The sequence below is a fragment of the Acidovorax sp. JHL-9 genome (assembly GCF_000426205.1).
Classification (GTDB): domain Bacteria; phylum Pseudomonadota; class Gammaproteobacteria; order Burkholderiales; family Burkholderiaceae_C; genus Acidovorax; species Acidovorax soli.
Window position 1 is genome coordinate 48122 of record NZ_AUEX01000020.1, and the last position, 22149, is coordinate 70270.

General features: G+C 63.7%; 20 protein-coding genes and 1 other RNA gene. 5 read left to right on the forward strand and 16 right to left on the reverse strand.

All coding sequences use genetic code 11. From position 1 onward, the window contains the following. Positions 1-84: 84 nt before the first annotated feature. The 16 genes from K225_RS0113520 to gyrA form a co-directional block, all read right to left on the reverse strand. The gene (locus tag K225_RS0113520) at positions 85-456 is read right to left on the reverse strand and encodes a monovalent cation/H(+) antiporter subunit G (protein ID WP_026436919.1); all 372 of its coding nucleotides are present in this window, start codon (positions 454-456) and stop codon (positions 85-87) included. Beyond that, entirely contained in the window at positions 453-734 is a 282-nt protein-coding gene (locus K225_RS0113525) for a K+/H+ antiporter subunit F (RefSeq protein WP_026436920.1), read from the reverse strand. Before K225_RS0113525 ends, K225_RS0113520 begins: the two co-directional genes overlap by 4 nt. Further along, entirely contained in the window at positions 731-1219 is a 489-nt protein-coding gene (locus tag K225_RS0113530; protein ID WP_026436921.1) for a Na+/H+ antiporter subunit E, read from the reverse strand. The genes K225_RS0113525 and K225_RS0113530 overlap by 4 nt, the downstream gene beginning before the upstream one ends. Then, complete coding sequence (locus K225_RS0113535) at positions 1216-2949, reverse strand: monovalent cation/H+ antiporter subunit D (RefSeq protein WP_202900048.1); 1734 nt, start codon at positions 2947-2949, stop codon at positions 1216-1218. The genes K225_RS0113530 and K225_RS0113535 overlap by 4 nt, the downstream gene beginning before the upstream one ends. 25 nt (positions 2950-2974) lie before the next feature. Beyond that, positions 2975-3340: a Na+/H+ antiporter subunit C gene (locus K225_RS0113540; protein ID WP_026436923.1), complete on the reverse strand. Its 366-nt coding sequence runs from the start codon at positions 3338-3340 to the stop codon at positions 2975-2977. Next, positions 3340-6291: a monovalent cation/H+ antiporter subunit A gene (locus tag K225_RS0113545; protein ID WP_026436924.1), complete on the reverse strand. Its 2952-nt coding sequence runs from the start codon at positions 6289-6291 to the stop codon at positions 3340-3342. The genes K225_RS0113540 and K225_RS0113545 overlap by 1 nt, the downstream gene beginning before the upstream one ends. 140 nt (positions 6292-6431) lie before the next feature. Beyond that, on the reverse strand, positions 6432-6740 hold the full coding sequence (locus K225_RS20800; protein WP_051248937.1) for a helix-hairpin-helix domain-containing protein: 309 nt from the start codon (positions 6738-6740) through the stop codon (positions 6432-6434). Between the two features lie 78 nt (positions 6741-6818). Beyond that, entirely contained in the window at positions 6819-7976 is a 1158-nt protein-coding gene (gene lapB / locus K225_RS0113555) for a lipopolysaccharide assembly protein LapB (RefSeq protein WP_026436925.1), read from the reverse strand. Next, entirely contained in the window at positions 7966-8277 is a 312-nt protein-coding gene (locus tag K225_RS0113560) for a lipopolysaccharide assembly LapA domain-containing protein (RefSeq protein ID WP_026436926.1), read from the reverse strand. Before K225_RS0113560 ends, lapB begins: the two co-directional genes overlap by 11 nt. A 155-nt stretch (positions 8278-8432) precedes the next feature. Further along, on the reverse strand, positions 8433-8753 hold the full coding sequence (locus K225_RS0113565; protein ID WP_202900049.1) for an integration host factor subunit beta: 321 nt from the start codon (positions 8751-8753) through the stop codon (positions 8433-8435). 75 nt (positions 8754-8828) lie between these two features. Further along, positions 8829-10529, reverse strand: coding sequence for a 30S ribosomal protein S1 (rpsA, locus tag K225_RS0113570; RefSeq protein ID WP_255346467.1), 1701 nt, complete (start codon positions 10527-10529; stop codon positions 8829-8831). A gap of 192 nt (positions 10530-10721) precedes the next feature. Next, positions 10722-12752, reverse strand: coding sequence for a bifunctional 3-phosphoshikimate 1-carboxyvinyltransferase/cytidylate kinase (locus tag K225_RS0113575; protein ID WP_026436929.1), 2031 nt, complete (start codon positions 12750-12752; stop codon positions 10722-10724). Between the two features lie 154 nt (positions 12753-12906). Next, entirely contained in the window at positions 12907-13779 is an 873-nt protein-coding gene (locus K225_RS0113580) for a prephenate dehydrogenase/arogenate dehydrogenase family protein (protein WP_026436930.1), read from the reverse strand. A 9-nt stretch (positions 13780-13788) separates the two neighbouring features. Next, the gene (gene pheA / locus K225_RS0113585; protein ID WP_026436931.1) at positions 13789-14886 is read right to left on the reverse strand and encodes a prephenate dehydratase; all 1098 of its coding nucleotides are present in this window, start codon (positions 14884-14886) and stop codon (positions 13789-13791) included. Between the two features lie 42 nt (positions 14887-14928). After that, the gene (serC, locus tag K225_RS0113590) at positions 14929-16038 is read right to left on the reverse strand and encodes a 3-phosphoserine/phosphohydroxythreonine transaminase (RefSeq protein ID WP_026436932.1); all 1110 of its coding nucleotides are present in this window, start codon (positions 16036-16038) and stop codon (positions 14929-14931) included. A gap of 98 nt (positions 16039-16136) precedes the next feature. After that, entirely contained in the window at positions 16137-18809 is a 2673-nt protein-coding gene (gene gyrA, locus K225_RS0113595; protein WP_026436933.1) for a DNA gyrase subunit A, read from the reverse strand. Positions 18810-19033: 224 nt separating this feature from the next. On the opposite strand from gyrA, the gene ompA reads away from it, so the two are divergent. From ompA to K225_RS20805, 5 genes are all read left to right on the forward strand, one after another. Beyond that, positions 19034-19672 (forward strand): outer membrane protein OmpA, encoded by a 639-nt coding sequence (ompA, locus tag K225_RS0113600; RefSeq protein ID WP_026436934.1) that lies wholly within the window; start codon positions 19034-19036, stop codon positions 19670-19672. A gap of 89 nt (positions 19673-19761) precedes the next feature. Continuing rightward, a complete protein-coding gene (gene ubiG, locus K225_RS0113605; RefSeq protein WP_026436935.1) occupies positions 19762-20472 on the forward strand; it encodes a bifunctional 2-polyprenyl-6-hydroxyphenol methylase/3-demethylubiquinol 3-O-methyltransferase UbiG in 711 nt (236 codons plus the stop codon). Between the two features lie 8 nt (positions 20473-20480). Beyond that, entirely contained in the window at positions 20481-21146 is a 666-nt protein-coding gene (locus K225_RS0113610; protein WP_026436936.1) for an HAD-IA family hydrolase, read from the forward strand. Positions 21147-21159: 13 nt separating this feature from the next. Continuing rightward, positions 21160-21546, forward strand: a transfer-messenger RNA (tmRNA) gene (gene ssrA / locus K225_RS21760). Between the two features lie 418 nt (positions 21547-21964). Beyond that, on the forward strand, positions 21965-22149 hold a 185-nt coding region (locus K225_RS20805), incomplete at its 3' end, for a helix-turn-helix domain-containing protein (RefSeq protein ID WP_034712707.1).

Below are 22149 nucleotides of genomic sequence, written 5' to 3' on the forward strand. Positions count from 1 at the left end.
AATATGCCGCTTGCGCTTGTGGGTAAAGCGCTGGCAGCTATTCATTGATGCGTCATTGGACCGGCGGCGGGTGATGCCGCCTCGTCACGAATCGCGTTCCTGCGAACCTGTGCTGCGGCTCAGGCTGGGAGGAGCATCGTTGCCCGCGCGCCGTGCGCGGAACAAGGCAGCGCGCATGAGGAAGATGTTGGTCACGGGCACTGTGATGGCCACGAACAGCGCGATCAGCAGGGAGTGCAGCGCCAGGCCTTGCCCCTGCAGCGAAAAATACACGATGGTGCCATGCATGATGCACCAGCAGCCCATGGTGGCAATGATGGACGGCGCATGCACGCGCTCGAAATAGGTCTTGAGGCGCAGCAAGCCCCAGGAGCCCAGCAGTGCAATTGCCGAGCCCGCCAGCACCAGCACCGCGATGATGATTTCTGCCCACAGCGGCAGCGCGGCTTCGGTCACTCGATCACCTCGCCGCGCAGCAGAAATTTGGCCATGGCCGTCGTGCCCACGAAGCTGAACAGCGCGATCAGCAGCGCCCCCTCGAAATAGGTGCTGCTGCCATAGAGAACGCCCAGCACCAGCGCCAGCAGCATGCCGTTGAGGTACATGCAGTCGAGCGCCAGCACGCGGTCTTGCGCCGACGGACCCTGGAGCAGCCGCACCAGGGCGAACACCATGGCCAGCACCAGCATGCACAGGGCAATGGGCAGGGCCCACGAAAGAACAGGGTGGGTCATTCAAAAATCTCCATCAACGGCCGCTCGTAGTACTGCTTGACGTGGTCGATCAGGGTCTGGGGATCATCCACCTCCAGGGCATGCAGCATGAGCATGGAGCGGTCCAGCGAGAGCTCGGCCCAGGCGGTACCCGGCGTGATGCAGACGATCATGGCCAGCACGGCCAGCGCATTGGGGTCGCGCAATTCCAGGGGAATGAGCACGAAGTCGGCACCATGGCGTGGTCGCCCGGGAGAAAGCAGCAGCCGCGCCACGGACAGGTTGGATGCGACCGTGTCGGCCACCACCGTCAGGCCCAGCCGCAGCACGGTGCCGGGGCGGCGAATGCGCACTGGCAGTGGCCGCAGTCCGCGCGTGAGCAGGGGTATCAGCCACGCCACCAGCAGTGCCAGCAGCAGGTTGCCAGGGCTGAGCGACTGGTTGAGCAGCAGCCACAGCAGGAACAGCGCGGTGGACAGCAGGGGGGCGGGCAGCAGGCGTTTCATGGGGCCTCCTGGGGGGCAGCGGCGTTGCCCGGCGTGGTTGGCCCGGGAATGGGCTGTGCCTGCATCACGGCGCGGATGTAGGTGCCCGGCGAATGCAGGGCATCGGCCGTGGCCTGGGTGAAACGCATCACGGGGCCGGCCAGCACGGTCAGGGCAATGCACAGCGCCAGCAGGGCGGCGATGGGCAGGCCCTCCAGCACGCGCAGTTGCGGTGCAACGCGGTCATGGGTGGCCCAGAAATGGCGGATACCGGCCCGCGTGAGGGCCATCAGCGCCAGCAGGCCGGTGGCGACCATCAGGGCAAACAGCGCCCACCCCGGCCCGCCTGGCTGGGTGCCGGCCGAAGAGCCCAGGCCTAGCGGATTGAGCAGGGCGCTGAGCATGGCGACCTTGCCGACAAACCCTGACAGCGGCGGCAGGCCGGCAATGACCAGTGTGCAGACCAGAAACGCCAGGCCCAGCAGGGCGGCGGCAGCAGGGATCACGCGGCCGATCAGCACTTCTTCGTCCTCGTCGAGGTTCAGGCCTTCGGTGGGCACCAGCTCGGCGTTGAGGAAGGGCGCGTTGTCGGCCTGCTCGAATGGCGCGTAGCTGGCGCCGTCGTTGCGCCAGCGGTCGATGAGGTCGGCGGTGAGGAACAGGGCGGCGACGGCCAGCGTGGAACTGGGCAGGTAATACAGCAGCCCGGCAGTGAGCAGGTTCTGGCCAAAGCCTGCCGCCGCCAGCAGGGTGCCGGAAGACAGGATGGCGGCAAATCCGGCCAGGTGCGACAACCGCTGCGAACCCAGCATGCCCACCGCGCCGAAGGCCATGGTCAGCAGGCCGCCGATGATCAGCCACAGGCTGCCGAACAGCGCCGAGGCACCCGCCTCGCTGCTGAACAGCAAGGTCCACAGCCGCAGGATGGTGTAGATGCCCACCTTGGTCATCAGCGCAAACAGGGCGCCCACGGGGGCCGTGGCGGCGCTGTAGGCCGGCACCAGCCAGAAGTTGAGCGGCCACACCGCCGCCTTGATGAGAAAGGCCGTGGCCAGGATGGCCGCCGCCGCATGCAGCAGGCCGCGGTCGGCGGCGGCCACCAGCGGAATGGTCTGCGCCAGGTCGGCCATGTTCAGCGTGCCGGTGATGCCATACAGCATCGACACGCCCACCAGGAACAGGGAGGACGCAGCCAGGTTGATGGCGATGTAGTGCAGCCCCGCCTGCACGCGCGGCCGGCCCGAGCCGTGCAGCAGCAGGCCGTAGGACGCGGCCAGCATGATCTCGAAGAACACGAACAGGTTGAACAGGTCGGCCGTGAGAAAGGCGCCCGCCAGTCCCATGAGCTGGAACTGGAACAAGGGGTGGAAATGCACCCCCGCGCGGTGCCAACGGGCCCCCGCAAACACGATGGAGGCCAGCGCGACCAGGCCGGTCAGCACCAGCATCATGGCCGAGAGGCGGTCCAGGGCCAGCACGATGCCAAACGGTGCCTGCCAATTGGCCGCCAGGTACACACCCATGCCGCTGGCGGCGCCGGGCTGGTTGGACCACAGCAGCAGGGCCAGGGCCACCAGCAGCCCCAGCGCGGTGGACAGCATGTTGAGAACCAGTTTCAGACGCTGCTGCTCCTCGCGCAGCAGCAGCATGAGCGCAGCCGTGAGCAGGGGCAGGGCGATGGGGGCGAGTATCAGGTGCGGCATCAGTGCCGAGGTCGCTTGCTCCACCAGCGTGATCAGCCCCTCGGTCATTGGGTCTCCCCGGTGTGCAGCGCGCTCATGGCATCTCCTGCACGTCGCGCGCCTTGCTGCCGTCCACATGGTCGGTGCCCGACATGCCGCGCGATGCCAGCAGCACCACCAGGAACAGGGCCGTCATGGCAAAGCCGATCACGATGGCCGTCAGCACCAGCGCCTGCGGCATGGGGTCGGCGTAGTGGGCCAGATCCTGCGGTACGCCAGCGCGCAGCACGGGCTCCTTGTCGATCGCCAGGCCCAGTCGGCCCATGCTGAAGATGAACAGGTTGACGGCATAGGACAGCAGCGACAGCCCCATGATGACCTGGAAGGTGCGCGGGCGCAGCAGCAGCCAGACGCCCGAGCCCGTGAGCACGCCGATGGCGATGACCAGAACGATTTCCATCAGCGGGTGGTCTCCTGTGGTGTTTCCCGGCCGGCCTCCTGCAGCGCCGCTTCTTCGGCCAGGCGCGCGTGGTAGCGGTGGCCACGCACCGACTGGTGGGCAATGGCCGTGAGGATCAGCAGGGAGGACCCCACCACGAGCGTGAACACGCCCATGTCAAAGAACATGGCGCTGGCCACATGGATGTCGCCCAGCAGTGGCAGGTTCAGGTGGAAGGTGTGGCTGGTGAGAAATGGATAGCCCACCACGATCGCTCCGAGCCCCGTACCCAGGGCGAACAGCAGTCCGTTGCCGATCCAGCGGCGCGGGTACAGGGGCAGGTGGGCTTCGACCCACGCGGTGCCCGAGACGATGTACTGCAGCAGCAGGGCGACCGAGAATACCAGCCCTGCCACGAATCCGCCGCCGGGCTCGTTGTGCCCGCGCATGAACAGGTAGAACGCCACCACGGTGGCAAAGGGCAGCAGGAGGCGCACCAGCACGGCGGGCACCAGCAGGTAGCCCACGGCGGTGTCGGTGGCGTGGCGCGGGTTGAGCAGGTCGGTCTGCAGGTCGGCTGTCAGGTTGCGCTGCTGTTCCGGCAGGTCCATGGTTTCGCGCGCGGGGCGAAAGCGCCGCAGCAGGGCATACACCGTGAGGGCCACCACCCCCAGCACCACGATTTCGCCAAAGGTGTCGAAGCCGCGGAAATCCACCAGCATCACGTTGACCACGTTGGTGCCACCCCCCTGCGTCAGGGCGTTTTCCAGGAAGAAGGTGGAGGTGCTGTCGGGAAATGGCCGGCTGATCATGGCAAAGGCCAGCCAGGCCATGCCGCCGCCGGCGGCCAGTGCCAGCACCAAGTCGCGCAGGCGGCGCCATCGGGTGGTCGCCTGCTCGGCAAGGGGGGTGACGCGCAGGGTCTCGTCGCGCCTGGGCAGCCAGCGCAGGCCCAGCAGGATCAGTACCGTGGTCACGATCTCGACCACGATCTGTGTCAGTGCCAGGTCGGGTGCCGAGAACCACAGGAACGTGATGCAGGTGCAAAGGCCAGCTCCACCCGCCAGGGTCAGCGCTGCCAGGCGGTGGTATTTGGCCTGCCAGGCGGCTGCCACGGCGCAGACCATGCCCACGGCCCAGAGCAGCACGAACGCGGGCGACAGCGGCAGCATGCTGCGCTGGCCCAGTTGCATGCCCTGGCTCCACAGCGGCATGGTGCCCGCGGCCAGCGCCGCGCAGACCAGCCACAGCATTTGCCATTGCAGGCGCTGGGTGGACAAAAGGCGCCGACCGCTGCGGCCCATCTGTGTGATGAGGGCCAGTGCACCGTCAAACAGGCGGCGCCCCGGGATGTGGTGGATGAGGGGAGGTGCATCGACCTGGCCAGCGGCGCGCAGTGCCCGCAGCGCCAGGTACAGCACCATTCCGCCCACCAGGGCCAGCAGGCTCATGATGAACGGGGTATTGAAGCCATGCCACACCGCCAGGCTGAAGGCGGGAAGCTCTCCACCCACCACCGGCCGGGCCGCCGCATCCAGAAAGCGGCCAATGGACCATGCGGGCAGCATGCCCACCACGAGGCACATCAGCACCAGCAGCTCGACCGGGACGCGCATCCAGTGCGGTGGCTCGTGCGGTGTGTGGGGCAGATCGGTGGCTGGCGGGCCACAGAACACATCCACCGTGAAGCGCAGCGAATAGGCTACGCTGAACATGCCTGCCAGGGTGGCGGCAATGGGCAGAACGACACCAACCACCGGTGTCGTGTCCAGGAACACCGTTTCGGCGAAGAACATCTCCTTGGACAGAAAGCCATTGAGCAGTGGCACACCCGCCATCGCAGCGCTGGCCACCATGGCCAGCGTGGCGGTGACAGGCATCATCGAGCGCAGGCCCGACAGGCGCCGGATGTCGCGCGTGCCGCTCTCATGGTCCACGATGCCGGCGGCCATGAACAGCGAGGCCTTGAAGGTGGCGTGGTTCATGATGTGAAAGACGGCGGCCACGGCGGCCAGCGGGCTGTTCAGGCCCAGCAGCAGGGTGATGAGGCCCAGGTGCGAAATGGTCGAATAGGCGAGCAGGCCCTTGAGGTCGTTCTGGAACATCGCGGCATAGCCGCCCACCAGCAACGTGGCCAGGCCGGCGCCACCCACCAGCCAGAACCAGGGCTCGGTGCCGCCCATCACGGGCCACATGCGGGCCAGCAGAAACACGCCGGCCTTGACCATGGTGGCCGAGTGCAGGTAGGCCGACACGGGCGTGGGCGCGGCCATGGCATTGGGCAGCCAGAAGTGGAACGGAAACTGCGCGCTTTTGGTGAATGCGCCCAGCAGCACCAGCACGAGGGCCGTGAGGTACAGCGGATGGTTGCGCACCTGCTCGCCGGCGGCGAGCACATGATCGAGGTCGTAGCTGCCCACGATGTGGCCGATGACCAGCATGCCGCCCAGCATGCACAGGCCGCCCGTGCCGGTCACGGTGAGTGCCATGCGCGCCCCGCGCCGTGCGTCGCGCCGGTGGTGCCAGTAGCCGATCAGCAGGAACGAAAACAGGCTGGTCAGCTCCCAGAAGAACGCCAGCTGGATGATATTGCCCGCCAGCACCACGCCCGCCATCGCTCCCATGAAGGCCAGAAAAAACGAGAAGAAGCGCGGCACCGGGTCGGCGGGCGACATGTAGTAGCGTGCATACAGCACCACCAGCGTGCCGATGCCCAGCACCAGCATGCAGAACATCCAGGCAAAGCCATCCATGCGAATGACCAGGTTCAGGCCCAGTGCGGGCAGCCATTCGATCTCCTGGCGCAGCACGCCACCGTCTGCGATCTGGGGAAAGTAGAGCGCGGCCTGCACCGTGCAGAACAGTGCAATCAGCCCCGCGACGGTGGACTCGGTATTGCGGGCATTCGCGGGCAATACCGCCGCAAGGAAGCTGCCGATGAAGGGGAGAAGAATGAGGGTGATCAAGGGCATGCGCCGATGATTTTACGGGGCGCTTCGCTGCTGTCTTGGCAAAGACCATCCGGGTTCGGGCATAGATCATCTTGTGCCCTCTGCTGTGCCCGTTCCAAAAGAAAACCCGCTGCCGCGGGTCTTGTACTTGCGTGGAGTGCTTATTTTTGGGGAGCACTGACAGCTGCAGGTGCTGTCGCGGATGCCTTGAAAGTCCGGCCGTTCACCCTCAGGCCTTCGGCGGAAAACTTGCTGGCAGTGACCTCGCCCACTCCGCGCACACGCTGGATGAAATCTTCCCAGTCCTTGAAGGCACCATGTTTGCGTTCTGTGAGGATCTTTCCGGAGAGGCCGGGACCGATGCCCTTGATACCGTCCAGCTCAGCGGCTGTGGCTTGGTTCACATCGACCGCTGCAAACGACGCAGCGGCATACAGCATGGCAACGATCACCATCAGTTTCTTCAGCATGGATGAACTCCTCTGTGGAATGAGGCGGCGCGATGAAGCCGTCCCGCCATCATAGCGGGGCACTCCGGCGCGGCTGGCTCAGAGTTCTTCCACCCGGCGTGCGGGATAGCTGTCCCAGGTCTGGCAGCCGGGACATTGCCAGAAATGCTGGCGGGCCTCGAAACCGCAGGCAGCGCAGCGGTAGCGGGTGAGCGGCAGGGCGGCATGGTCGAGCGCCCGCTGCACCTGCGGATGAAACGCTTCGTGCTCCAGTTTTTCTCCTGCCAGCCACTTCGCGGCCGCCACCAGCGATTGCTCTTGGTCCAGATGCCGGACATACCACTGCCGTGCCGTGTCCGCAGCGGTGGCATCGAGGGCCTGCAAGGCCACCAGGCCTTCCAGAACATCCAGCGATGGCGCCTGGGCGTAATGCGCTTGCAGCAATGCCTGCATTTCAGGCACCTTGCCCGCAGCGATGGCTGTCTCCACCATGAGGGGCGCGGCCAGAGGCACTGCAGCGGGGGAGTGCTGGCTCAGCGCCTGCAATGTGCCCAGGGCCGCGCCACTGTCGCCCATGCGCTGTTGCAGCCGGGCGAGGTCGATGCGGGCGCGTGCGGCTTCTGGCGCAGTGTCCACGGCCTGGTTCAGCAAGGCCAAGGCACTGGCGCTGTCGTCGCGTGCAATGCAGGTTTGCGCCTGCTCGCACAGGTAGTGCGCCTGGCGGGTGCTGAAATCGCCCTGGCGGGCGCCGTGCATCTTGTGGGCAATGCTTGCGGCGTGGGGCCAGTCGCGTGAACGCTCGTAGATGGCCAGCAAGGCCAGGCGCGCCTGGCCCTCGAACGGCGTGCCCTCCAGCTGGTTCAGGGCCGCTTCGGCCCGGTCGAGCAGGCCGGCCTTCAGGAAATCAAGCGCCAGCGCGTGCTGGGCACGCTCCCGGTCGGCGCGCGAGAGGTCACCGCGCGACAGCAGGTGCTCGTGTACCCGCACCGCACGGTCGTATTCACCCCGGCGGCGAAACAGGTTGCCCAGGGCAAAGTGCAGTTCGGAGGTGTCGGGGTCGTTCTGTACCGCCTCGATGAAGGCATCAATGGCCTGGTCCTGCTGCTCGTTGAGCAGAAAGTTCAATCCCTTGAAATAGGCCTTGGGGGCGCGCCGGTTTTCCGCGCGCAACTGGCGCAAATCAAAGCGCGAGGCCAGCCAGCCGAGCACGAAGGCCAGGGGCAAGCCCAGCAGGATCCAGCTGATATCAAATTCCATGGGGGGGCAGTATTTCGGCGGACGGTGGTGGGGTGGGCGCGACAGCTGCTGGCGCCGGCGAGGCTGGTGCCGGCACATGGGCGCGGCGCGCGGCCCGGCGGTGCTTCCACCAGCGGGGCACCATGCCCAGGACACCCACCACCAGTCCTGCGGCAAACGCGGTCAGCACCACCAGCACCAGGGGCGCGCGCCATTGCGTGCCAAAGAAAAAATGCACGGTGGCGTCTTGCTGGTTGTTGAGTGCGAACGCAAACAGTGTAAAAAAAATGGCTGCCTTGAGCAGCCACAGGAGGTATTTCATGGAGATCCCCAGTGGTGGGGGGATTCTAAGAGCTTGTCCATCGGACCTGACTGCCGTGCTGAGCGAGGCCGTTCGTTCCTGGATGACGCATGAAAAGCAGCTCTGGCGCTTATCCATAAAGAGCCAGAAGCTATCAAATCAGACGTGTTTTTGCATCAGTTGGGTTGATCCAGCTCGGCCGTGCGCTGGTCCACGGCTTCCCGCAGCGCCTTGCCCGGCTTGAAATGTGGCACGCGCTTTTCCGGAATGGCCACGGCTTCGCCGCTGCGCGGATTGCGGCCCATGCGGGGTGGACGGTGGTTCACCGAGAAGCTGCCAAAGCCTCGGATCTCGATGCGGTGCCCGCGCACCAGGGCGTCACCCACGGCATCCAGAATGGTCTTGACCGCGAATTCGGCATCGCGGTGGGTGAGCTGACCAAAGCGTTCGGCCAGTTCTTCAACGAGGTCTGAGCGGGTCATGGAGTCTTGGGTCATGGCAGGGAATCAGGGGCTGAAAGAGAAGCGGGCGCACAAGGCGCCCGCTGTCTGACCGTTTAACGGGTCAGCGCTTTACTTTTCCGAGTTGTCCAGCTTGGCGCGCAGCAGGGCGCCCAGGCTGGTCGTGCCGGCGCTTTCGCGGCTCGACTGCTGGCTCAGGCTGGCCATGGCGCCTTGTTCGTCGGCCATGTCCTTTTGCTTGATCGACAGCTGGATGTTGCGGGTCTTGCGATCCACGTTGACCACCACAGCGGTGACTTCGTCGCCTTCCTTGAGCACGTTGCGGGCATCTTCCACGCGGTCGCGGGAGATTTCCGAGGCGCGCAGGTAGCCCACGATGTCTTCGCCGAGGTCGATTTCAGCGCCACGGGCGTCCACGGTCTTGACCTTGCCGGTCACCGTCTGGCCCTTGTCGTTCACGGTCACGAAGGTGGTGAACGGGTCGCCGTCGAGCTGCTTGATGCCCAGCGAGATGCGTTCGCGGTCCACGTCCACGGCCAGCACGATGGCTTCGACTTCCTGGCCCTTCTTGTAGTTGCGAACTGCGGCTTCGCCGGTTTCGTTCCACGAGAGGTCGGACAGGTGCACCAGGCCGTCGATGCCGGCAGCCAGGCCCACGAACACGCCGAAGTCGGTGATCGACTTGATGGGACCCTTGACGCGGTCGCCGCGCTTCGTGTCCTGGGCGAATTCTTGCCAGGGGTTGGCCTTGCACTGCTTCATGCCCAGGCTGATGCGGCGCTTGTCTTCGTCGATTTCGAGGACCATGACTTCGACTTCGTCGCCCAGCGTGACCAGCTTGGACGGAGCGATGTTCTTGTTGGTCCAGTCCATTTCGGAGACGTGCACCAGGCCTTCGATGCCGGGTTCGAGTTCGACGAACGCGCCGTAGTCGGCAATGTTCGTGATCTTGCCGAACAGGCGCGTGCCTTGGGGGTAGCGGCGGTTCACGCCCATCCAGGGGTCGTCGCCCATCTGCTTGAGACCCAGCGAAACGCGGTTCTTTTCGGTGTCAAACTTGAGGATCTTGGCCGTGATTTCCTGGCCAGCGGTCACCACTTCGGAGGGGTGACGCACGCGGCGCCATGCCATGTCGGTGATGTGCAGCAGGCCGTCGATGCCGCCCAGGTCCACGAACGCACCGTACTCGGTGATGTTCTTGACCACGCCTTGAACGATGGAGCCTTCCTTCAGGGTTTCCATCAGCTTGGCGCGTTCTTCACCCATGGAAGCTTCCACCACGGCGCGGCGGCTCAGCACCACGTTGTTGCGCTTGCGGTCGAGCTTGATGACCTTGAATTCCATGGTCTTGTTTTCGTACGGCGTCAGATCCTTGATCGGACGCGTATCGATCAGCGAACCGGGCAGGAAGGCGCGGATGCCGTTGACCAGGACGGTCAGGCCGCCCTTGACCTTGCCGGACGTGGTGCCGGTGACGAATTCGCCGGATTCCAGGGCCTTTTCCAGGCTCATCCAGGAAGCCAGACGCTTGGCGGTGTCGCGCGACAGGATGGTGTCGCCGTAGCCGTTTTCGATGGAGCCAATGGCCACCGAGACGAAGTCACCCACTTGGACTTCGACTTCGCCCTTGTCGTTCTTGAACTCTTCCAGCGGCACATAGGCTTCGGACTTGAGGCCAGCGTTGACCACCACGAAGTTGTGCTCGACGCGCACGACTTCAGCGGTGATGACTTCGCCTGGGCGCATTTCCGTGCGCTGCAAGGATTCTTCAAAAAGGGCGGCAAAAGATTCGGACATGTGTTTCCTTGCCACAAACAGGATTCCGGCAGCACCATTGCTGTCGTTTTTATAGCTGCTTGCGGTGGTTTTTTGCGGCAGAGCCGCGGGTTAGGTTATCGATCCAAACAGCCTGGGCGCTGGCGCGCGAGAAGGGCTGCATGGGCCTGTGGCAAGGCCTTTCGGCGCTGCCTGGGGGCCCCGTTTTCAAGAAGGGCCCCACACTGTTCAACCTTGCGCAGAGACTGCGAAAGGTTGCCGCTCCTGCCACCAGGCCAACACCTGATCGACGGCTTCATCAATCGTCAAGTTGGAATTGTCCAGGACCAGAGCGTCCTGCGCGGGCTGGAGTGGTGCGACGCTGCGGGAACTGTCCCGGGCATCGCGCGCTTCCAGATCCGCGCGAAGACTATCAATACTAGCTGAAAAACCCTTTGAAATCAACTGTTTGTAACGGCGTTCGGCGCGACAGGCGGCGCTGGCCGTCAGGTACACCTTCAAGGGGGCGTCCGGGAAGATCACCGTGCCCATGTCGCGGCCATCGGCCACCAGGCCTGGCAGGCGCCGAAAGCTGTGCTGGAGTTGGACCAGCGCTGTGCGCACAGCGGGCAGGGCCGACACGCGGGAGGCGTTCATGCCGGCTTCTTCGGTGCGGATGGCATCGGTCACGTCGTCGCCGCCCAACAGCACCCGGCCACCGTCAAAGTGCACGGGCAGGGTCTGGGCCAGGGCGCCTATGCGCGTTTCATGCTCTGCGTCAATGGTCAGGCCGGCGCGCGCGGCGGCCAGGGCGGTGATGCGGTACATGGCGCCCGAGTCGAGAAACTGGTAACCCAGCCGTTGCGCCACGGCCGCAGCCACCGTTCCCTTGCCCGAGGCGGTGGGGCCGTCGATGCAGATCACCGGAATATGGGCTGTTTCTGCCTGGGATACCGAGAACAGCGCTTCGAAATAGTCTGGAAACGTCTTGGCGACACACTTGGGGTCTTCGATGCGCACCGGCAGGCTGGCTGGATTGAAAGCTGCCAGCGAAAAGCACATGGCCACGCGGTGGTCGTCGTAGGTGTGGATGCTTGCGGGCTTCCAGTCCTGCGCGCGGGCTGGCGGTGTCACGCAGATGAAATCCGCACCTTCTTGCACCGTGGCGCCGAGCTTGCGCAGCTCGGTGGCCATGGCGGCAATGCGGTCGGTTTCCTTCACACGCCAGCTGGCGATGTTGCGCAGGGCGGTCGTGCCGTCGGCATACAGCGCCATCACGGCCAGGGTCATGGCCGCGTCCGGGATGTGGTTGCAGTCCAGGTCGATGGCCTTCAGGGGCCATGCTCCGCGTCCAATCTGCAGCCAGTTGGGGCCACCGGTGACCACGGCGCCCATGGCCCGGGCGGCTTCGACAAAGCGGATGTCGCCCTGTATGGAATCGAGGCCGACGCCTTGTATTTTTATGCCTTTTTGATCATTGGCACTTGTTGCTATTGCACCGAGGGCTATGAAATAGCTGGCGGATGAGGCATCTGCCTCCACATGAATGTCACCGGGCGATTGGTAGTGGCTACCCGCTGCAATCGTGAACCGCTGCCAGTTCTGGTGCTCGACCACGATGCCAAAGCGCTCCAGCAACTGCAGCGTGATGTGGATGTAGGGCTTGGAGATCAGCTCGCCCACCACCTCGATGACCACATCCTGGTGCGTTGCCGCCAGCGGCAGCGCCATGAGCAGCGCGGTGAGGAACTGGCTCGACACATCGCCGCGCACCTGGATGGACGCCGCCAGGGCGAGGGCGGGAACGCCCTGGCCATGCGCGATGCGCAAGGGCGGGTAGCCATCGTTGCCCAGGTAGTCGATCTGGCAGCCCAGCTGGCGCAGTGCATCCACGAGGTCGCCAATCGGGCGCTCATGCATGCGGGGCACACCCGACAGTTCGAACTCGCCGCCCAGCAGCGCCAGCGCCGCCGTCAGAGGGCGCATGGCGGTGCCGGCGTTGCCCATGAAGAGTCGGGCCGGCGATCGGGGGGCGCAGCCACCCAGGCCGGTGATGCGCACGGTGCTGCCCGCCTCATCCACCGTGCAGCCGATCTGGCGCAGCGCATCCAGCATCACGCGGGTGTCGTCGGAGGCGAGCAGGTCGTGCACAGTGGTGGTGCCGGTGCTCAGTGCCGCCAGCAGCAGCACGCGGTTGGAGATGCTCTTGGAGCCCGGCAGGTGGACTTCACCCGACGCGGCTTGCAGGGGAGGCAGATCGAGAAATGCGGTGCTGTACATCGGTGAGTTTCGTCCATTGCAGCTCAAAGAGCGTTTCTGTGGCCAGGTGCCTGTGCAACCGGCGCGCCCCGCACCAGTGCACCCGCGGAACTGGCTTTGCCAGGCCACCGGGTGCGCCCCCCTCGGGGGAAGGCGCCGCAGGCGACTCAGGGGGTTACCTGCGTTCTGCTCCCATGCGCCAGTGGGTACGGGTTTCGCTGGCCAGGGTGAGCATGTCTTCCAGGCGCTGTGCATCGCCCTGTTCCATGGCCTGCTCAAAAGTCTGCAGGGCCTGCTGGAACAGCCGCGACTGGGTCAGCAGTTCTTCACGGTTGGAGAGCAAAATGTCGCGCCACATCTTGGGGTCGCTTGCGGCGATACGGGTGAAATCGCGAAAGCCCGGACCCGCCAGCGACAGGAAGTCATCGCCGCTCGGTTGCCCGGTGATGCTGTTCATCATGGCAAATGCCAGCAGGTGCGGCAGGTGGCTGACGGCGGCAAAGGCGGTATCGTGCGATTCGGGCGACATGCTGTTCACCCGGCACCCCAGCGCCGTCCACACCTCTTCGGCCTTGTGCAGCTGCGCTGTGAGCGTCCGCTCGATGGGGGTGAGGATGACCTGCCGGCCGCTGTAGAGCTCGGCATCGGCGTATTCCACCCCGGAGACTTCGCGCCCGGTAATCGGGTGGGCGGGCACGAACGAGCCCAGCTGGTCGCGCAGTGCGCGGCGGGCCGCCTGCACCACGTCGGCCTTGGTGGAGCCCACGTCCATGATCAGCATCTGCGGGGTGACGAGGTGCTTGATGGCCTTGAGTGTGGCCTCTGTGGCCGCAACGGGGACGGCCACCAGCACAATGTCGGCCCCCGCCACGGCCAGCAGGGCCGAAGGGGCCTCGACATCAATCACGCCCAGCTGGCGGGCGCGGACGGTGGTGGAGGGGGATTTGCTGTAGCCGACCACCCGTTTGACGAGACCTGCCTTTTTCATCGCCAGCGCAAACGAGCCTCCCATTAGGCCACAGCCAATCAGTCCGAGCTGTTCAAACATGCGGGCTCCTCAGGCTGAGACGGGGTAAGTGCCCAGCACCTTGTAGAACGCACACAGGCTGCGCAGTTCTTCCAGCGCCCGCGCCACATGGGGCTGGGCGGGATGGCCGTCAAGGTCGATGTAGAAGTAGTACTCCCACTGGCCCGTGCGGGCAGGGCGTGATTCAAAGCGGGTCATCGAGACGCCATGGGTCTTGAGTGGCACGAGCAGGTCATGCACGGCGCCGGGCCGGTTGGGGACGGACACGATGAGGCTGGTGCAGTCCTTGCCCGAGGGCGGCGGCGTCTGCAGCGTGTGGGGCAGGCAGATGATGGCGAACCGCGTGCGGTTGTAGGCATCGTCCTGGATGGCATGGGCCACGATGTGCAGGCCAAACTGCTGGGCTGCACGCTCGCTGGACAGGGCCGCCCAGGTGGGGTTGGTGGCCGCCAGTCGCGCACCTTCTGCGTTGCTGGAGACCGGGCGGCGCTCGGCATGGGGCAGGTGCTTGGTCAGCCAGGCCTGGCACTGCGCAAGGGCCTGGGGATGGGCCAGCACGGCCTCGATGCCGTCGAGCGCATTGGTCTGGCGCAGCAGGTTGTGCCGGATCAGCAGGCTGACCTCGCCCACCACATGGGCGGGCGTGTGCAGGAACATGTCGAGCGAACGGGTGACCACGCCTTCGGTGGAGTTCTCCACGCCCACCACCCCGTACTGCGCGCTGCCAGCAGCGGTGGCATGAAAGACTTCATCGAAGTTGGCGCAATACATCAGGTCGGCAGCGCCGCCAAAGTATTCGATGGCCGCTTGTTCGCAGAAGGTGCCTTCGGGGCCGAGCACGGCCACGCGCTGGGGTGATTCGAGCGCCAGGCAGGCTGACATGATCTCGCGCCAGATGGCCGCCACATGGGCGCCCTTGAGCGGACCAGGGTTGGCGGTCTGGATCTTTTCGATCACCTGCGCCACGCGGTCGGGGCGGAAGAAGGGCGTGCCTTCGCGCTTCTTGACTTCGCCCACCCGCTCGGCCACCAGCGCGCGCTGGTTGAGCAGCTTAAGCAGTTGCTGGTCGATGTTGTCGATCTGCACGCGCAGGCTGGCGAGGTCGGGTGAGGCGTGTGGATTGTTCATGGATGACTGCGGCGTTGGCGGAGCGTGCGGCTGAACGGGCGTTCAGGCGTTTTTTTGTTCAAATTCTCGCAGGTAGTCCACCAGCGCCTGCACACCGGCCAGGGGCATGGCGTTGTAGATGCTGGCGCGCATGCCACCCACCGACTTGTGCCCCTTGAGCTGCAGCAGGCCGCGCTCCTTGGCACCTGCCAGGAAGGCATCGTTGCGGCTTTCGTCGCGCAGGAAGAAGGGTATGTTCATGCGCGAGCGGCAGTTGGCCGCCACCTTGTTGACATAGAACTGCGACTGGTCAATGGCGTCGTACAGCAAGCGGGCCTTGGCGATGTTGCGCTGCTCGATCGCCGCCACGCCGCTGTGCTCGCCCTCGCGCTGGCGCTTGAGCCACTGGAAGGTCAGACCCGCCACGTAGATCCCCCAGGTGGGCGGCGTGTTGTACATGGAGTGGTTGTCGGCCACGATGCGATAGTCGAACGCGCTGGGGCATATCGGCAGAGCCTGGCCCAGCAGGTCTTCGCGCACCACCACCAGCGTGAGGCCGGCGGGCCCCAGGTTTTTTTGCGCACCACCGAAGGCCAGGCCGACGCGCGACCAGTCCACGGCACGCGAGGCCACATGGGATGAGAAATCGATCACCAGGGGCGCTTCGCTGCCCAGCGCCTTCAGATCGGGCAATTGGTGAAATTCCACACCATTGATGGTTTCATTGCTGCAGATATGCACATAGCTGGCCCCCCGGCTCACCGTCCAGCCCGCGGGATCGGGCAGGGCGGTGAATCCGCTGTCTTCACCGGAGGCAATCACGTTGACTTCCGAGGCATATTTGCGCGCCTCTTTTTGCGACTTCTGGCTCCAGCTGCCGGTCACCACGAAATCCACCGCACCGGCACGCGACAGGTTGAGGGGCACGATGGCGTTTTCTGCCAGACCGCCGCCCTGCATGAAGAGAATCTTGAAATGGGCCGGCACGTCCAGCAGCTCGCGCAAGTCGGCTTCGGCCGCCTCGTAGATCGAGATGAATTCCTTGCCGCGGTGGCTCATCTCCATCACGCCCATGCCGCTGCCGTGCCAGTCCAGCATCTCGGCGGCAGCCTGTTCCAGGACTTCGGGGGGAATGGCGGCCGGGCCGGCCGAGAAGTTGTACGGGCGTGTCATCGTATCTTGATCAAAAATTCTGCTGGCGCTTATTGGGCAAGCGCTAGCAGCTTCTGTTTTGGTAGCGCTGTTGGCACGACAGGATCGTGCGGCACGAATCAGGCGTCGGGCGTATCCGGGGTGTCGGGCGCAGTGGGTGCGCCACTGTCCGTGCTGGCTTCGCCCTCGGCTTCAATGTCGGTCACGTTGGCATCGTTTTCGACGATGCGCTGCAGGCCGCTGAGCTTGGAGCCCTCGTCCAATGCGATCAGCGTCACGCCTTGCGTGGCACGGCCGAGTTCGCGGATCTCGGAAACGCGGGTGCGCACCAGCACGCCCTTGTCGGTGATCAGCATGATCTCGTCGTCCGCGTGCACCAGGGTGGCGGCGACGACCTTGCCGTTGCGCTCGCTTTGCTGGATGGCGATCATGCCCTTGGTGCCCCGGCCGTGGCGGGTGTACTCGACGATGCTGGTGCGCTTGCCGTAGCCGTTTTCGGTGGCGGTCAGCACGCTCTGCGTTTCGTCTTCGGCCACCAGCATGGCGATTACGCTCTGGCCGTCTTCCAGCATCATGCCGCGCACGCCGCGGGCCTGGCGGCCCAGCGGGCGCACGTCGTTTTCATCAAAGCGCACGGCCTTGCCACCATCGCTGAACAGCATCACATCATGCTGGCCGTCGGTGAGGGCTGCGCCAATCAGATAGTCGCCGTCGTCGAGGTTGACGGCGATGATGCCGCCCTTGCGCGGGTTGCTGAATTCATCCAGCGCGGTCTTCTTCACGGTGCCCATGCTGGTGGCCATGAACACGTAGCGGTCCGCAGGGAAGCTGCGCATGTCGCCCGTGAGCGGCAACACCACGTTGATCTTTTCGCCGTCCTGCAGCGGGAACATGTTGACGATGGGGCGGCCGCGCGAGCCGCGCGAGCCGGCAGGCACTTCCCAGACCTTGAGCCAGTACAGGCGGCCCCGGTTGGAGAAGCACAGGATGTAGTCGTGCGTGTTGGCGATGAAGAGCTGGTCGATCCAGTCGTCTTCCTTGGTGGCCGTGGCCTGCTTGCCGCGGCCGCCACGCTTTTGTGCGCGGTATTCGCTCAAGGGCTGGCTCTTGATGTAGCCGGTGTGGCTGAGCGTCACCACCATGTCGGTGGGCGTGATCAGGTCTTCGGTGGAGAGGTCCTGGGCGCTGTATTCGACCACGCTGCGGCGTGCCCCCAGCTTGTGCTGGCCGAACTCCTGCTTGATGGCGGTGAGTTCGTCGCCAATGATGACCGATACGCGCTCGGGCTTGGCCAGAATGTCCAGCAGGTCTTCAATGACCGCCATGACTTCCTTGTACTCGGCCACGATCTTGTCCTGCTCCAGACCGGTGAGGCGCTGCAGGCGCATCTGCAGGATTTCCTGGGCCTGGGTGTCCGACAGGCGATACAGGCCATCCTGGCCCATGCCGAATTCCTTTTCCAGTCCTTCGGGACGGTAGTCGTCCGCATTGACTATGCCGCCATCCGCGCGGGTGCGCGTGAGCATTTCGCGCACCAGCTTGCTGTCCCAGGAGCGCGTCATCAGCTCGGCCTTGGCCACTGGCGGCGTGGGCGATTCGCGGATGATGCGGATGAAGTCGTCGATATTGCCCAGCGCTACGGCCAGACCTTCGAGTACATGGCCGCGGTCGCGCGCCTTGCGCAACTCGAACACCGTGCGGCGCGTCACCACTTCGCGGCGGTGCTGCAGGAAGACGCTGATCAGGTCTTTGAGGGTGCACAGACGGGGCTGGCCGTCGATCAGTGCCACCATGTTCATGCCGAAGGTGTCCTGCAGCTGCGTCTGCTTGTACAGGTTGTTCAGCACCACTTCAGGGACTTCGCCGCGCTTGAGCTCGATCACCAGGCGCATGCCCGACTTGTCGGACTCGTCCTGGATGTGGCTGATGCCCTCGATCTTCTTTTCGTGCACCAGCTCGGCCATGCGCTCCTGCAGGGTCTTCTTGTTGACCTGGTAGGGCAGCTCGTCCACGATGATCGCCTGGCGCTGGCCCCGATCGATGTCCTCGAAGTGGCAGCGCGCACGCATCACCACCTTGCCGCGACCGGTGCGGTAGCCATCCTTCACGCCATTGATGCCGTAGATGATGCCGGCCGTTGGGAAATCGGGTGCCGGAATGATCTCCATCAATTCGTCGATGGTGGTGTCGGGGTTGCGCAGCATGTGCAGGCAGGCGTCCACCACCTCGTTGAGGTTGTGCGGCGGGATGTTGGTGGCCATGCCCACGGCGATGCCGGCCGAGCCGTTGACCAGCAGGTTGGGCAATTTGCTCGGCAGCACCAGGGGTTCTTTTTCGCTGCCGTCGTAGTTAGGGCCGAAATCGACGGTCTCCTTGTCGATATCGCCGAGCATCTCGTGCGCTATTTTTGCCAGGCGGATCTCGGTGTACCGCATTGCAGCGGCGCTGTCGCCGTCCACCGAGCCGAAGTTGCCCTGGCCATCCACCAGCATGTGGCGCAGCGAGAAATCCTGTGCCATGCGCACGATGGTGTCATACACCGCCGAGTCGCCGTGCGGGTGGTATTTACCAATCACATCCCCCACGATACGAGCCGACTTTTTGTAGGGGCGGTTCCAGTCGTTGTTGAGCTCGTGCATGGCAAAGAGCACGCGCCGGTGTACAGGCTTGAGGCCATCCCGCGCATCGGGCAAAGCCCGCCCCACGATCACACTCATCGCGTAGTCGAGATAGCTGCGCCGCATCTCCTCTTCAAGGCTGATGGGCAGGGTTTCTTTGGCAAACTGGGTCATTGGGGGCAGCGGTGACGGCAAAGGGAAGCCATTTTAGGGGTAAGGCAGTGTAGCGACTTAGCAACATATCATGGCAATTGCGCTTTTGTCCTACGGCGCCAAGCCTGCGGCCCCATCACTTGCACTGTTACGTATGGCACAATCGATTGAACGTTTTTGGTGATGGTCACCGACAACGTCCTGTTTCGCAGCGCGGCTGCGGCTTTTTCCCCAAGAGGAGAACCATGAAGAAACTGAACAAAGTGGCGATGTTGTTTGCCTCCGCAGCGCTCGTAACCGCCGCTGGCGCACAAACCGTTGACAACTGGAAGAATGGCTCCGGCGAGCTGGTCTGGAAAAACGGCACCAATGAATACTGCTGGCGCGATGCCAACTGGACGCCCGCAACGGCTGCTCCAGGATGCGACGGTGCTCTGGTTGTTCCGGCCGCTGCCCCAGCTCCCGCCGCTGCTGCTCCAGCGCCTGCCGCTGCTGCCCCAGCTCCCGCTCCGGCTCCCGCTGTGGCCACCAAGGTGACCTACGCTGCCGACGCTTTCTTTGACTTTGACAAGTCCGTTCTGAAGCCTGAAGGCAAGGCGAAGCTCGATGACCTGGTCTCCAAGGTCAAGGATATCAACCTGGAAGTCATCATCGCTGTGGGTCACACCGACTCCGTGGGTTCTGATGCTTACAACCAGAAGCTGTCGGTGCGTCGTTCCGAAGCCGTGAAGGCCTATCTGGTCTCCAAGGGCATCGAAAAGAACCGCGTGTACACCGAAGGCAAGGGTGAGAAGCAGCCTGTGGCTGACAACAAGACCAAAGAAGGTCGCGCCAAGAACCGCCGCGTCGAAATCGAAGTGGTCGGCACCCGCGCTACCAAGTAATCTTCGGATTGCTCAAAAAAGGCCCCAAATTCGGGGCCTTTTTTACGCCTGTACTTTGGTCGCCTTTAGCTTGATGGACAATGACTCCCATGAGTGAATCTGTGAACGCCGATCCCGCCGAATTGGCCAAATTTTCTGAGCTCGCCCACCGATGGTGGGATCCTGAAAGCGAGTTCCGGCCGCTGCATCAAATCAATCCACTCCGTCTGGAGTGGATTGATAGCCGGGCCGCCTTGTCTGCTAAGGCGGTGCTGGATGTGGGGTGTGGCGGGGGCATTCTTTCGGATTCGATGGCGCGCAAGGGGGCGGACGTCACTGGTATTGATCTGTCCACCAAGGCCTTGCGCGTGGCCAGACTGCACGCGCTGGAAACCCAGACTGCTAACCTGCGTTTTCGGGAGATCAGTGTCGAAGCGTTGGCCGCCGAGCAACCCGCCAGCTTCGATGTGGTGACCTGCATGGAAATGCTGGAACATGTTCCAGATCCCGCGTCCGTCGTGCAGGCATGTGCTCGACTCGTGAAGCCTGGTGGATGGGTTTTTTTCTCTACCATTAACCGCAATGCCAAGGCGTTTGCGCTGGCTATCGTGGGGGCAGAATATATCCTGAACATGCTGCCACGCGGTACGCATGAATACGCCAAACTGCTTCGCCCAAGCGAACTTGCTGCTAGTTGTCGCGCAGCGGGCCTTGACGTCACGGACACCTGCGGCCTTGAGCATAACCCGCTCACGCGCCGCTATTGGCTTAGTAGCGATACCAGTGTCAACTACATGTTTGCCACTCGGCGTGCTGCTTGAGGCGCTGCATGTTTCACAACATTCGTGCTGTCTTGTTCGATCTGGATGGAACCTTGATCGATAGCGCTCCTGATCTTGGTGCTGCGGCCGACAAAATGCGCACCGACCGTGGTATGCCCTCCTTGCCTTCAGACCGTTATCGTCCCATGGCCGGCGCGGGAGCGCGGGGCATGCTGGGTGAGGCCTTTGGTCTGACGCCGGAGCACCCAGACTATGCAGCGTACCGCGAAGAGTTTTTCGTCAATTACGAAAGGCGCATGACCCATCTGACCACTGTCTTTGATGGAATCTCTCAACTGATCGAGCAACTGCTTCAGCGGCAAATGGCATGGGGTGTGGTCACCAACAAATCGGCCCGCTTCACCGGGCCGCTGACCCTTGCCATGCCGTTGTTCAGTACCGCCAGTGCTGTTGTGAGCGGGGACACAACGCCCCATGCCAAACCGCACCCAGCACCACTCCTGGAGGCCGCGTCGCGCCTGGGATTGGATCCTGGCCTTTGTATCTATGTGGGCGACGATGAGCGGGATATCGCTGCAGGGCGTGCAGCTGGCATGGGAACGGTGGCTGCGACGTATGGATATCTGGGAGCGACGGCAAATCCTTCGCAATGGGGTGCTCAGGCGGTAATTAATTCTCCAGCAGAGCTCTTGCAATTGCTCGGGAAGGCCTAAAATGCTTCTCGTAGGGGCTGTCCTGGTTTCGACGTGGGTTCGGAATCGGTGTGGTGCATGTCGAGCTTGAGTCACGCTCGTAAATCTCGATTTAAAAAACTAACTGCAAACGACGAACGTTTCGCACTCGCTGCTTAATTGCCAGTGAGCCTTGCAACAGTTGGCCGATGGGCTGGGCAAGGGGGTTCTGAGCAATCAGTTCCTCCCGGCTGCAAGGATAATTACATGGGCTGGCTTCGATCCGGGTACCTTGGATAGGGGCGAGAAAATAGGGTACTGGCGGCCGGTATAGCGTGCGACTGCGCGATGCCGATGGCGAGACTTAAAACAGACCGCTAAACATGTAGATCTGCCCGATGAAGGCTTGCGGACGCGGGTTCAATTCCCGCCAGCTCCACCATAATGTGAAATCCCAACCCTTATCCGGTTGGGATTTTTTTGCCCGTTCCCCCTGTGTTGGCGCGGTTTCCGGCCTTTGCCTCTTGAGCACGCACCTCCCGAAGTCGCCGTTCCAGGCGCGCATTCCGCCGTTTTTCTCTCTCTGTTCTCTGTTGCCCTCTTGAGCATTCAAGGCCCGAAGTCGTGGATTGACGCGGGTTTGCGGGCCGTCGGTTTGCTTCTTCGCTTGCTCTAGCGGGCGCGACCGAGACAACGAAAGACACAAAAAAGCCGCCTTGCGGCGGCGTGTCGGTGCGGCACGGACGTCAGCGTGTTGATTTCCACGCAGAAGTGACCCACTAACCCCCAGGATTTCCATCTAAATCTGATCCACGTACTAACCCTAACCTGCTGCTTTCTTAAGCAGCAGGAGACCAGGAGTGATAGACGTGGCAACACTGAGTGTCATCAGGCGCTGGGCCCTGCGAGAGCAGCTGTCCATCCGAGAGATCGCCCGCCGCACGGGCCTCTCGCGCAACACCATCCGCAAGTACCTGCGCGCGGGCGAGGCCGAGCCGCACTACGCCAAGCGGGTCAGCCCTTCCAAGCTCGACCCCTTTGCCTT

Coding starts and splice junctions, on each gene's coding strand:
- K225_RS0113525 (WP_026436920.1), bottom strand. CDS start 734: ATGACCCACCCTGTTCTTTCGTGGGCCCTGCCCATTGCCCTGTGCATG.
- K225_RS0113530 (WP_026436921.1), bottom strand. CDS start 1,219: ATGAAACGCCTGCTGCCCGCCCCCCTGCTGTCCACCGCGCTGTTCCTG.
- K225_RS0113535 (WP_202900048.1), bottom strand. CDS start 2,949: ATGACCGAGGGGCTGATCACGCTGGTGGAGCAAGCGACCTCGGCACTG.
- K225_RS0113540 (WP_026436923.1), bottom strand. CDS start 3,340: ATGGAAATCGTTCTGGTCATCGCCATCGGCGTGCTCACGGGCTCGGGC.
- K225_RS0113545 (WP_026436924.1), bottom strand. CDS start 6,291: ATGCCCTTGATCACCCTCATTCTTCTCCCCTTCATCGGCAGCTTCCTT.
- K225_RS20800 (WP_051248937.1), bottom strand. CDS start 6,740: ATGCTGAAGAAACTGATGGTGATCGTTGCCATGCTGTATGCCGCTGCG.
- lapB (WP_026436925.1), bottom strand. CDS start 7,976: ATGGAATTTGATATCAGCTGGATCCTGCTGGGCTTGCCCCTGGCCTTC.
- K225_RS0113560 (WP_026436926.1), bottom strand. CDS start 8,277: ATGAAATACCTCCTGTGGCTGCTCAAGGCAGCCATTTTTTTTACACTG.
- K225_RS0113565 (WP_202900049.1), bottom strand. CDS start 8,753: ATGACCCAAGACTCCATGACCCGCTCAGACCTCGTTGAAGAACTGGCC.
- K225_RS0113575 (WP_026436929.1), bottom strand. CDS start 12,752: ATGTACAGCACCGCATTTCTCGATCTGCCTCCCCTGCAAGCCGCGTCG.
- K225_RS0113580 (WP_026436930.1), bottom strand. CDS start 13,779: ATGTTTGAACAGCTCGGACTGATTGGCTGTGGCCTAATGGGAGGCTCG.
- pheA (WP_026436931.1), bottom strand. CDS start 14,886: ATGAACAATCCACACGCCTCACCCGACCTCGCCAGCCTGCGCGTGCAG.
- serC (WP_026436932.1), bottom strand. CDS start 16,038: ATGACACGCCCGTACAACTTCTCGGCCGGCCCGGCCGCCATTCCCCCC.
- gyrA (WP_026436933.1), bottom strand. CDS start 18,809: ATGACCCAGTTTGCCAAAGAAACCCTGCCCATCAGCCTTGAAGAGGAG.
- ompA (WP_026436934.1), top strand. CDS start 19,034: ATGAAGAAACTGAACAAAGTGGCGATGTTGTTTGCCTCCGCAGCGCTC.
- ubiG (WP_026436935.1), top strand. CDS start 19,762: ATGAGTGAATCTGTGAACGCCGATCCCGCCGAATTGGCCAAATTTTCT.
- K225_RS0113610 (WP_026436936.1), top strand. CDS start 20,481: ATGTTTCACAACATTCGTGCTGTCTTGTTCGATCTGGATGGAACCTTG.